This is a genomic window from Xenorhabdus sp. SGI246, from assembly GCF_040838225.1.
GTDB lineage: Bacteria > Pseudomonadota > Gammaproteobacteria > Enterobacterales > Enterobacteriaceae > Xenorhabdus > Xenorhabdus indica.
Window position 1 is genome coordinate 47,520 of sequence record NZ_JBFPEZ010000008.1, and the last position, 10,666, is coordinate 58,185.

Annotated in this window: 12 protein-coding genes and 1 pseudogene; 8 read left to right on the top strand and 5 right to left on the bottom strand. The window is 42.6% G+C overall.

The window, feature by feature from the left end; genetic code table 11:
• Nucleotides 1-62: 62 nt before the first annotated feature.
• The 7 genes from ABLA85_RS03300 to ABLA85_RS03330 all read left to right on the top strand — a co-directional run bounded on the left by ABLA85_RS03300 (nucleotide 63) and on the right by ABLA85_RS03330 (nucleotide 6,525).
• On the top strand, nucleotides 63-767 hold the full coding sequence (locus ABLA85_RS03300) for a DUF484 domain-containing protein (RefSeq protein WP_367961322.1): 705 nt from the start codon (nucleotides 63-65) through the stop codon (nucleotides 765-767).
• Nucleotides 764-1,678, top strand: coding sequence for a tyrosine recombinase XerC (gene xerC, locus ABLA85_RS03305; protein WP_367961324.1), 915 nt, complete (start codon nucleotides 764-766; stop codon nucleotides 1,676-1,678). The genes ABLA85_RS03300 and xerC overlap by 4 nt, the downstream gene beginning before the upstream one ends.
• Nucleotides 1,678-2,394 (top strand): 5-amino-6-(5-phospho-D-ribitylamino)uracil phosphatase YigB, encoded by a 717-nt coding sequence (gene yigB / locus ABLA85_RS03310; protein WP_367961327.1) that lies wholly within the window; start codon nucleotides 1,678-1,680, stop codon nucleotides 2,392-2,394. Before xerC ends, yigB begins: the two co-directional genes overlap by 1 nt.
• A gap of 56 nt (nucleotides 2,395-2,450) precedes the next feature.
• Entirely contained in the window at nucleotides 2,451-4,625 is a 2,175-nt protein-coding gene (gene uvrD / locus ABLA85_RS03315; protein WP_367961329.1) for a DNA helicase II, read from the top strand.
• 91 nt (nucleotides 4,626-4,716) lie between these two features.
• A complete protein-coding gene (gene corA, locus ABLA85_RS03320; RefSeq protein WP_047683261.1) occupies nucleotides 4,717-5,667 on the top strand; it encodes a magnesium/cobalt transporter CorA in 951 nt (316 codons plus the stop codon).
• 208 nt (nucleotides 5,668-5,875) lie between these two features.
• On the top strand, nucleotides 5,876-6,103 hold the full coding sequence (gene vapB / locus ABLA85_RS03325; RefSeq protein WP_047683259.1) for a type II toxin-antitoxin system VapB family antitoxin: 228 nt from the start codon (nucleotides 5,876-5,878) through the stop codon (nucleotides 6,101-6,103).
• Nucleotides 6,100-6,525, top strand: a complete 426-nt coding sequence (locus tag ABLA85_RS03330; RefSeq protein ID WP_367961332.1) for a type II toxin-antitoxin system VapC family toxin — start codon at nucleotides 6,100-6,102, stop codon at nucleotides 6,523-6,525. Before vapB ends, ABLA85_RS03330 begins: the two co-directional genes overlap by 4 nt.
• Before the next feature lie 83 nt (nucleotides 6,526-6,608).
• Here ABLA85_RS03330 and rarD read toward each other — a convergent pair whose 3' ends face one another.
• From rarD to ABLA85_RS03345, 3 genes are all read right to left on the bottom strand, one after another.
• Nucleotides 6,609-7,499, bottom strand: coding sequence for an EamA family transporter RarD (rarD, locus tag ABLA85_RS03335; protein WP_367961335.1), 891 nt, complete (start codon nucleotides 7,497-7,499; stop codon nucleotides 6,609-6,611).
• Nucleotides 7,500-7,761: 262 nt separating this feature from the next.
• Nucleotides 7,762-8,307, bottom strand: coding sequence for a hypothetical protein (locus ABLA85_RS03340; protein ID WP_367961337.1), 546 nt, complete (start codon nucleotides 8,305-8,307; stop codon nucleotides 7,762-7,764).
• A gap of 204 nt (nucleotides 8,308-8,511) precedes the next feature.
• Complete coding sequence (locus ABLA85_RS03345; protein WP_367961340.1) at nucleotides 8,512-9,414, bottom strand: hypothetical protein; 903 nt, start codon at nucleotides 9,412-9,414, stop codon at nucleotides 8,512-8,514.
• 90 nt (nucleotides 9,415-9,504) lie between these two features.
• On the opposite strand from ABLA85_RS03345, the gene ABLA85_RS03350 reads away from it, so the two are divergent.
• Nucleotides 9,505-9,657, top strand: coding sequence for a SymE family type I addiction module toxin (locus tag ABLA85_RS03350; protein WP_367961342.1), 153 nt, complete (start codon nucleotides 9,505-9,507; stop codon nucleotides 9,655-9,657).
• A 50-nt stretch (nucleotides 9,658-9,707) separates the two neighbouring features.
• Here the strand turns inward: ABLA85_RS03350 and ABLA85_RS03355 are convergent, their stop codons facing one another.
• Both ABLA85_RS03355 and ABLA85_RS03360 read right to left on the bottom strand, forming a co-directional pair.
• On the bottom strand, nucleotides 9,708-10,112 hold the full coding sequence (locus tag ABLA85_RS03355) for a hypothetical protein (RefSeq protein WP_367961344.1): 405 nt from the start codon (nucleotides 10,110-10,112) through the stop codon (nucleotides 9,708-9,710).
• Nucleotides 10,109-10,633: pseudogene (locus ABLA85_RS03360) on the bottom strand (RHS repeat-associated core domain-containing protein); the annotation flags it as partial. The gene ABLA85_RS03355 and the pseudogene ABLA85_RS03360, both read right to left, overlap by 4 nt.
• Nucleotides 10,634-10,666 lie beyond the last annotated feature (33 nt).

Here is a 10,666-nt window from a genome sequence, read left to right on the forward strand (position 1 = left end):
TGATTCATGTGTCATTGATGCAGTGTGGCTGGAGTGATTTTTGAAATATGGGGCATTGGAAAATGGGTAAAGAAAACAAACCATTGCACACCGAAAATGAATTGGATGATCAGATAGTGGTGGATTATCTGCTGAGTAACCCCAATTTTTTTATCCGCAATGCTAATGTGGTCGATAGGATAGAGGTTCCTCATCCAGTACGTGAGTGTGTTTCTCTGATGGAATGGCATATGAACCGTCAGAGAAAACGAATCCGTTACTTGGAAGAAGACCTGATACATCTGGTGGAACAGGCAAAACAAAATGAAATATTGTTTAATCGTCTGTTGCAATTGCTTACTGAACTTTCTGCTGCCGAAAGTTTGCAGGATTTTCTTTCCCGTTTAAGTTCATGGTCAAAAACACTGGGTCTGAGCAACTGTTATATTCGGTTGTTTTCTGACAAATGGTTTCTTGGTGCCCCATTGAATGCACCGGATTTAGCGATATCCCGCAATGCCTTTGAGCCAGTTCGGATCCAACGGTTCGGTGACAATAATCATTATCTTGGTATGTTACATGGCCCGGAAATTTTATTGCTGATGCCCCAGGCTCGTCATGTCGGCTCAGTGGCTGTGTCTCTTTTAGGAGAACAGGGAGAGTTGGGCATGGTGATCTTCAATAGCCATGATAAACGACATTATCACGAAGGGATGGGAACTGACCTGTTGGATCAGTTAGTGAAACTGCTACCAAGGTTATTGTCCCGTTGGATTAAACGAATATGAACCAGCCAATCGATTTACTCCTTGAGCCAGTAGAAGCCTTTTTGCACCATCTGCGAGTTGAGCGTCGTCTAAGTCCGATGACAATAATCAATTATCGTCGTCATCTCACAGTATTGGCAGAAATGTCACTGGAAATGGGGGTAACAGAGTGGCAGTCGCTTGATGCGACTAAAGTCAGAATGTTCGCTACTCGTAGCCGTCGGGTTGGGTTACAGTCTGCCAGCCTTGCACTGCGTCTTTCTTCCTTGCGTAGTTTTCTTGATTGGATGGTGACACAGGAAAAAATAGAGGCTAATCCTGCTAAAGTTGTCAGTACGCCACGCAAAAAGCACCATTTACCCAAAAACATAGATGTGGACGAAGCTAACCAACTACTCAATATTAACCTGAATGATCCTCTGTCTGTGCGTGACAGAACAATGATGGAAGTCATGTATGGAGCGGGCTTACGCTTATCTGAACTGGTTGGCCTGGATTGCCAGCATCTGGATTTGAAAAATGGTGACATTTGGGTGCAGGGTAAAGGCAGTAAAGAACGTAAAGTCCCGGTCGGGAGAATTGCATTGCAATGGCTGCAACGTTGGCTGGAAATGCGGGAACTATTTGAACCGGAAGGTAATGCTGTTTTCATTTCCACACAAAGCGGGAAACGGATCTCAACCCGCAATGTACAAAAACGATTTGAGCAGTGGGGGATTCGGCAGGGGATAAACAATCATATTCATCCCCACAAACTGCGCCATTCGTTTGCTACACATATTCTGGAATCCAGTGGTGATCTCCGGGCTGTACAAGAATTGTTGGGCCATGCAAGCTTATCATCTACCCAGATCTACACCCATCTGGATTTTCAACACTTATCCAAAGTTTATGATGTGGCTCACCCTAGAGCAAAAAGAGGGAAATCATAATGCGTTTTTATCGGCCTCTCGCGCCATTTGCTGCGATGACATTCGATCTGGATGATACACTTTACGATAATCATCCAGTTATCGATAAAACCGAAAAAGAAGTATTGTGTTTTATCAAGCAGTACGATACCAAATTCAGCCATTTTGACAGTGAAGATCTGTATGTATACCGTCAGGCTGTTCTTGAGATGGAACCAGAAATTTACCATGATCTGACAGCATGGCGACGGCATTCCGCAGAACTGATGTTCAGCTACCACGGTTTTAACCGTGAGGCAGCCATACGTGGCGCGGATGAGATCATGTCTTGTTTCACCTATTGGCGTAATCAGATCACCATACCAGAATCGACACATAACACTTTATCGGTGCTGGCAGAAAAGATGCCGCTGGTGGCGATCACCAATGGGAATGTTGAACCTGCTGAATGTGGTCTTGCCCGTTATTTTAAATTTGTTCTTAAAGCAGGAGTGGATGGACGTTCCAAGCCATGTCCAGACATGTATCATCTGGCGGCTGAACGATTGGGGCTGCCAACAAATCAAATTCTGCATGTTGGTGATAATTTGAAGACCGATGTCGAAGGGGCCCTTTGCAGCGGTATGCAGGCTTGTTGGATGAATGTTGAAAATAAAAATCTGATGCAAGAGCCTGAAGGGCGGCGGGTTCCACATATTGAGATTTCTGACTTGGATTCTTTGATCGCACTGATATAATTTCAGACTGTAATTCTGTATAAAAAAACAGTGATAAAAGTCATTGTTAACAACTGATGGTAATTATGGACGTCTCTTATCTGCTCGAAAGCTTGAATGATAAACAACGTGAAGCCGTTGCTGTACCCCGTACCAATATGCTGGTACTGGCAGGTGCTGGCAGCGGTAAGACTCGCGTATTGGTGCACCGTATCGCCTGGTTACTGTCAGTTGAACATGCCTCACCTTTCTCCGTTATGGCAGTAACATTTACCAATAAAGCAGCAGCAGAGATGCGCCACCGCATTGAAAATCTGATTGGTACTAGTCAGGGGGGCATGTGGATTGGAACGTTTCATAGTCTGGCTCATCGTTTACTGCGTGCCCATCATCTTGATGCCAACTTACCGCAGGATTTCCAGATCCTGGACAGTGAAGATCAGCACCGTCTGATTAAACGTATCGTCAAGGCGATGAATCTGGATGACAAACAGTGGCCTGCGCGTCAGGGTATGTGGTACATCAACGGCAAAAAAGATGAAGGATTGCGTCCTCAGCATATTGAAAGTTACGGTAATCCGGTGGAAGCAACATGGCTGAGAATTTATCAGGCCTATCAGGAAGCTTGTGATCGTGCCGGATTGGTGGATTTTGCTGAGTTATTGTTGCGTGCTCATGAACTGTGGTTGAACAAACCGCAAATATTGCAACATTATCGTGATCGTTTTACTAATATTTTGGTAGATGAGTTTCAGGATACCAACAGCATTCAATATGCTTGGATCCGCTTGTTAGCCGGCGATTCCGGTAAGGTAATGATTGTCGGGGATGATGATCAATCTATTTACGGTTGGCGGGGAGCGCAAGTAGAAAACATTCAACGTTTCCTCAACGATTTCCCGGCTGCGAAGACGATTCGTCTGGAACAGAATTACCGTTCCACCAGCAATATCCTTAAGGCAGCTAATGCCCTGATTGCTCATAACAATGACCGGCTGGGCAAAAACTTATGGACAGAAGGCAGCGAAGGAGAACCGATCTCACTTTACTCTGCTTTTAATGAATTGGATGAAGCACGTTATGTTGTTAGCCGCATCAAGCATTGGCTGGACAACGGCGGAGCATTAAAAGAGTGTGCGATCTTGTACCGCAGTAATGCTCAGTCCCGCGTATTGGAAGAAGCCTTGTTGCAGGCTTCCATACCTTACCGTATTTATGGAGGCCAACGCTTCTTTGAACGTCAGGAAATCAAAGACGCTTTATCTTATCTGCGTCTGGTGGCAAACCGTAATGATGATTCTGCCTTTGAACGCGTGGTCAATACGCCTACAAGAGGGATTGGAGACAGAACATTAGATGTTGTGCGTCAGATGGCGCGGGATCAACAGAAAACGCTATGGGAAAGCAGTTTGATGCTGATCCAGGAAAAAGTGCTGGCAGGGCGTGCCGCATCTGCCTTACAGCGTTTTATTGAGTTAATTGATGCACTAGAAACTGAAACACAAGAGATGCCACTCCATATACAGACTGATCGGATTATCCGTGATTCTGGCTTGTGGGCGATGTATCAGCAGGAAAAAGGCGAAAAAGCGCAGGCACGTATCGAAAACCTTGAGGAATTAGTCACGGCGACCCGCCAATTCAGCTATCAGGATGAAGACGAAGATTTGATGCCATTGCAGGCTTTCTTATCTCATGCTGCGCTTGAAGCGGGTGAAGGGCAGGCCGATGCCTATCAGGATTCTGCCCAGTTGATGACTCTGCATTCGGCGAAAGGGTTGGAATTTCCGCAAGTTTTTATTGTCGGTATGGAAGAGGGTATGTTCCCAAGCCAAATGTCCATTGAGGAAGGGGGGCGTTTGGAAGAAGAGCGCCGGCTGGCTTATGTGGGGGTGACAAGGGCGATGGAAAAACTGACCCTGACCTATGCCGAAAGTCGTCGCCTGTACGGAAAAGAAGTGTATCACCGTCCGTCTCGTTTTATCGGGGAGTTACCGGCAGAATGTGTCACTGAAGTGCGTCTGCGGGCAACAGTGTCCCGTCCGGTGAATCATAAACGACTGGGAACACCGATCAGCACTAATGATAGCGGTTATGTTCTGGGACAACGTGTCCGCCATCCTAAATTTGGTGAGGGGACGATTATCAATATTGAAGGCAGTGGGGAACATTGCCGTTTGCAAATCGCATTTCAGGGTGAAGGCATCAAGTGGCTGGTGGCTGCTTATGCCAGGCTTGAAACCGGCCAATAATAATCCGGTCGAATGTTGACAGGCTTTTTCTTCTAAGCGTAACATTCGCGCCTTACGATAAACGTAGGGAGTATAAGGAGACTTATGGTACATGCTGAACGCATTTAAATTAGAGAATAATCGCCTGCTCCGTCTCGAACTTGAAGAAGGTGATAAGTTATCCGACTCGATGTGGGTAGATTTGGTTGGACTGGGAGATAATGATCGGCTCCGAGTCCAGAACGAATTAGGACAAGCTCTGGCGACCCGCACTGAATTGGATGATATCGAGGCTTCGGCCCGTTTTTTTGAAGATGAAGACGGTATGCACGTCCACTCATTCTTCTATTTTGAAGACGCTGAAGACCATGCTGGCAACTCGACAGTCGCCTTTACCATTCGTGACGGTCGTCTCTACACACTGCGAGAGCGTGAACTCCCTGCATTTCGATTATACCGAATGCGCGCCCGTAACCAGACGATGGTTGACGGAAATGCCTATGAGCTGCTGATGGATTTGTTCGAAACCAAGATCGAACAATTGGCAGATGTGATTGAAAATATCTATAGCGTACTGGAATCCCTGAGCCGGGTGATTATGAACGGTAAACAAGGGGATGAATTCGATTCCGCTCTATCGAATCTTGCTGAGCAGGAAGATATTGGCTGGAAAGTGCGCCTTTGTTTAATGGATAGTCAGCGTGCCCTGAACTTTCTTGTGCGCCGTGCCCGTTTGCCTGCCAACCAGTTAGAACAGGCGCGTGAGATCCTGCGGGATATCGAATCCTTGTTGCCACATAACGAATCCTTGTTCCAGAAAGTTAACTTCCTGATGCAGGCGGCGATGGGTTTTATCAACATCGAACAGAGCCGGATTATCAAAATCTTCTCCGTTGTTTCCGTGGTATTTCTGCCGCCAACGCTGGTGGCTTCGAGCTATGGAATGAACTTCAAATTTATGCCGGAGCTGAATTGGACATTCGGCTACCCTGCGGCCATTGGGTTGATGATTGCTGCAGGATTGGCACCTTACCTCTACTTTAAGCGAAAAAACTGGCTGTAATCATTCCGATCTCTATTCTTTATAGCCGCTTTGCTGGCTATTCCTAAAGACCCTCCAGTTACGTAGCCAGCTATGTTTTCTGGGGGTTGTCTCTCGTTATACTACAACCTGAAAAAGTATATTCTCGTACTCGCATTTGTTCGTATATTGACCTGCCTTGAGTGTTAACATATGCTATGCATATGTTTTCCAGTGTAGGAGATTTCATATGAGAACTGTAGCTGTTTTTAAAAATGGTAATAATCGTGCTATCCGTTTACCTAAAGATCTGGATTTTGAGGGCGTTAATGAATTGGAAATTATCCGAGAAGGAGAGACCATTATATTACGCCCAGTAAAACCTAGCTGGCATTCATTTTTATCAGAGGATAAAGCGGACGAAGATTTTCTATCTGAACGACCGGATATTATTGAAGAAGGACGTTTTACGTTATGAAAAAGCTTTACATGTTGGATACTAACATTTGTTCATTCATTATGCGTGAGCAGCCTATTGCGGTGATAAACCAATTACAGAAATGTGTAATGAACAACTATCCAATTGTGGTATCTGCTATTACTTATTCGGAAATGCGTTTCGGGGCAATTGGGAAAAAAGCTTCTCCGAAACATGGTGTATTAGTGGACGAATTTTGTAAACGTTTGGATGGTATCTTACCGTGGGATAAATCTGCGGTGGACGCAACAACAAAAGTAAAAGTTGCTTTGACTTCTGCGGGCACATCAATCGGGCATAATGATACCGCCATTGCAGGGCACGCCCTGTCTGTGGGAGCTATATTAGTCACAAATAATACCCGTGAATTTTCGCGTGTAATTGGATTGCCATTAGAAGATTGGACTGAAATATATCAATAAAATTGTGGATAAATTAATCAAAAAACTGACCCGAATTTTCGATAAGGTATTGGGTCAGTTCTAAAATGATTAAAGATAATGGACTATTTCCGTAAACGACGTTGCGTATAAAGCGCATCCAGCGTAAATAGAATCAATGCAGCCCAGATAAAACCAAAAGTGATCAAACGATCTGGCCCAATCTTCTCACCATAAACCAGTGTTGCTAACAAGAACATTATGGTTGGACCAAGATACTGAAAGAATCCTAGCGTGGACAAACGTAGATGTGCCGCCGCTGCGGTAAAAAGCAACAGGGGCACCGTCGTAATAATACCGGCGGCAATCAGCATCAGATTCAAGGAATAGGTATTATCCAACATATTGCTGGTCGGGCTGTCGGTGAAGAACAGCAGGTAACTCAGCGCGACAGGGAAGACCCAGACTGTCTCAATTAACATGCCCGTTTGTGCATCCACCCCTAGCTTTTTGCGGATCAAACCGTAGACGGCAAATGTTGTCGCTAAGTACAGGCCAATCACAGGTACAGAGCCAAACTGCACGACTTGGATGAGTACGCCAGTAAAGGCTAAAGCCACGGCAACCCACTGCATACGCCGGAACCGCTCACCGAGGAATAGCATACCAAGTAACACACTCACTAAAGGGTTAATGAAATACCCCAGACTTGCTTCAATGAGATGGTTATTATTGACGGCCCAGATATAAGTCAGCCAGTTACTGGTAATTGTGAAGGCAGTAAAACCTAACAGTAGCAAGATATTGGGTTGACGGACAACGACCCAAGCCTGACGCCAGTGACGAGTTACTGTCAGCATCAGCACCATAAAAAATACAGACCATATAACACGGTGCGATACGATTTCATCGGGGGGAACATATTGTATGCTTTTGAAGTAGATAGGAGCTAACCCCCAAATCAGGTAGGCACCTAAGGCATACAGGATACCTTTGGCTGTCTGTGGTTTGTTCATAATATCCTTGAATGTTCAGAGAGTGTTCAGAAAAAGTGGGAAGAGCTTGTTAGATGTTAGCCCATAGAGCCATACAATGTGTCACTGGGTTAAGTAATTTACAAGGGATTAATGGCGTGAATAATGAATAAAGTTTGATTGCTCATTTTAATGGCATTTTATGCTGTTTTTTTGTATTTAGGGGAAACGATTATTCATTTTTGAGTGATCTTATTCCGGTTTCATGAAGAATATTTATCTATGGTTCACCATTAATATTTTTTCAACGTGTCCGAAAAGTTCTGGAATCTAAAAAGAGTATTCTATGCGGTGAAATTGGGCCTAAAAGTTGAATTTCATGACTGAACTCGGCAAAATTTTCAATATAATTACTAAATCGAGATATTAATGAAAAATCCAAAGTCCCATATTCTTTATCTATTATTTTTTCTTCAATGTAAGGATCTCGTGTAGCAAATTGCTGATTAAAGCCCAAATTACCTTTATTTCCATAAATGCGAACAGCAGGTACTCCTAATGCATTAATTTCATAAAGATAATATATTCCAGATGAGCTATATTTAGACATGCCATTTTCAAGCTCTTTGAAGTAAACCTGAGCTCCTCGTAGATCTGATGAACAAAAAACAGTTCTGTATCCAAAAATGTTATTAAAGTACAGTCTTCCTGAACCTTGAAATCCAACTTTACTTATAACTACAGGAGGTCTACTATCCCAACGTAATGTTGTTTTTATGTTTTTAACATAAGGTATGGGAGCACTTACGTAAGGTGGTTTGCTATGTGTTTTATTTTTTGAGGGACACATTATTCTAATCTTATTTTAAAAGTGTTATTGGTAAGATGATAGATAACTGCAATTTACTATACTCATTGTCTTTCGATTGGTCTCTTTGTTGGCTGTTTTTTCTAATCTCAATTACCGTTTTTATAAATATGCGGTTATTTATGCTCGTGAGGATTCGTTCCTTTTCTTTCACTTTGATACAATCCGAAATCCATAGGAACATCTCTATCTAAATCCTATCATTACCTTAATTGGTAATTCAGATTTATCAGGGCAGTCCAGTCCTCGTATTTTGACCGCAAGATCGTTATTTCTCAACTCATTACATAGTTGTGCAATGTCTTTCGGAGTCCAATAGATGTTTTTTCCATATCCTATTCTCTGAATTGGGTTTAATAAACTTTCCACACCACCTGCTTTTAATATTCTGGCAACTATTGTGGAGCAGTTTTTACTGAAAGTACTATAACTATGGCTCATATGATAGTTGCCATATGTTTTCCCAATATAGATTTCATTCTTTTTTTCCTGCATTTTTTCAACATCTAAGTTGATAAGCAAATATTCCAGATGGGGTTGTAAGATAAAATCTTTCTGAATTTTACCGAAGGTTCCTGCGAATGATAAACCTCCTCGAGGCCTGTTGGGGTCACAATAGAAACTGACATAATTATTATCTGTTGGAGATGGTGGATGCTGTATGGATGTTGAAGGACTTGTTTCATGTCTTGAAAAAATGGAAGAAGCTGAACGTCTCCTTTCATTTGGAGGTAAGGGGCTTGCTGGTGTGGAATTGGTCGGTGTTGAGGGTTCCGTAACCCCAATTGGCCAGGGGCATTTTGGCACTCCACCGATATAAACAGAGGCATGCCCTGCAACAAAACTGTGGCAGGGATACCAAATATAGACAACGGCAGAGACGGGGGTTCCTGCGAGTATTTTTTGTTCTGCTTTGGTTCTTGGGGTCATGGTTGGTTCTCTGGCTGGTTTATTGATTAATGATTCAATTAATAACTTTTTAAGACAATTTGTTGCGACTTTTTGGTATTGTCGGAATTGGTGGTTGTTAAGATGAGCGCGGTTTAATGACTGATGCAGCACGGTTTGTTTATTAAGTAAAGGTATCATATACCCAGAGTGGTGGCCTGTTAATAGATAATTTTGGCTATTTGGGGGAGTATTTTAAATAAAACAATCAAAACAGAATGTTATTACATCGTGGGATACGTGCCGCAAAATAACAAGGCTATTGTCCCGCCTGCGATCCACCTGAAAGGCCAGTGGTTTAATGCGGCAGGGTTCGATAAAGGTTGCACCCTGACCGTTAAAATTATGGATGGTTGTCTGGTACTGATTGGGGATTATCAGTAAAGATAAGAAGAACAAAGCCGGAAGATCACGGGGATCTTGCCGGTTTTTAATTAGATTACTCTTTTGCATATTTCTAAATAATGATTATATGTCTCTTTACTAAGATATTTTCGAGCAAGGTTGTAGCTATAGTCGCTCCCTATAATGGCCTCTAAAATACAAGTATTTAGCAAATCTCTTATTACATTATCTTCATAAGAATATAACTCATCTATAAAGATAAAAATATTCTTTATTTCATTTATCAGTATATTTCTATCCTTATAGAAACTTTCAACATTTGAATAATAATAACTTCTAAATTCAATCTTATCGGAACCATACAGATCCATTAGATCGGAAAAATATGAACCTAACCCACCAAATACCATATATACATGATCATCACCATCATAAGTTTCACTAAACACTGGAAAAAGCTCTTGTAATTTATTAACTAATTCATAATCTTTCATGGATGCCCCAACGCATTTCGCAAATCATCAATCATATAGTTTGCCAAACTTCGATCAGAATCACTTAGCTTCTCTTCTTTATATTTTCCTTTACGACTTACTAAATTTTTCAATGCGATTAAAGAACTCTTACCTTTAACTATATGATCTGATTGCCCCACTAACTGTCCGGTAGTTTTTGTAAAAAGGATAGAAGCAGCTGTTCCTCCATCAGGAATAGTTGCTTTTTCGCGATACAGTTCAGAGAACATAATCTTTAATCTCTTATTATCGATTGAATCGATAATTTTTTGCCGCTGTTGATCAGAAATAGCATAATTATTTTTTCTTGCACTTTTTAATATTTCAACAGAATAACTCGCTAATCCAAAAGAATCTATCCAGCCTGTAGGATTACGAACGTAATTGTAAGGATTCAACCCGCCCAGCAGCCCGATGGGGTCCGGTGTCAGATAACATCCTGCCACCGCCGAATAATACCTGAACCGATTGTAGACCAGCCCGCTCTCCTCATCCAGCCACTGGCCGGCGAAGGGCCATCATCTCCGAGGCAG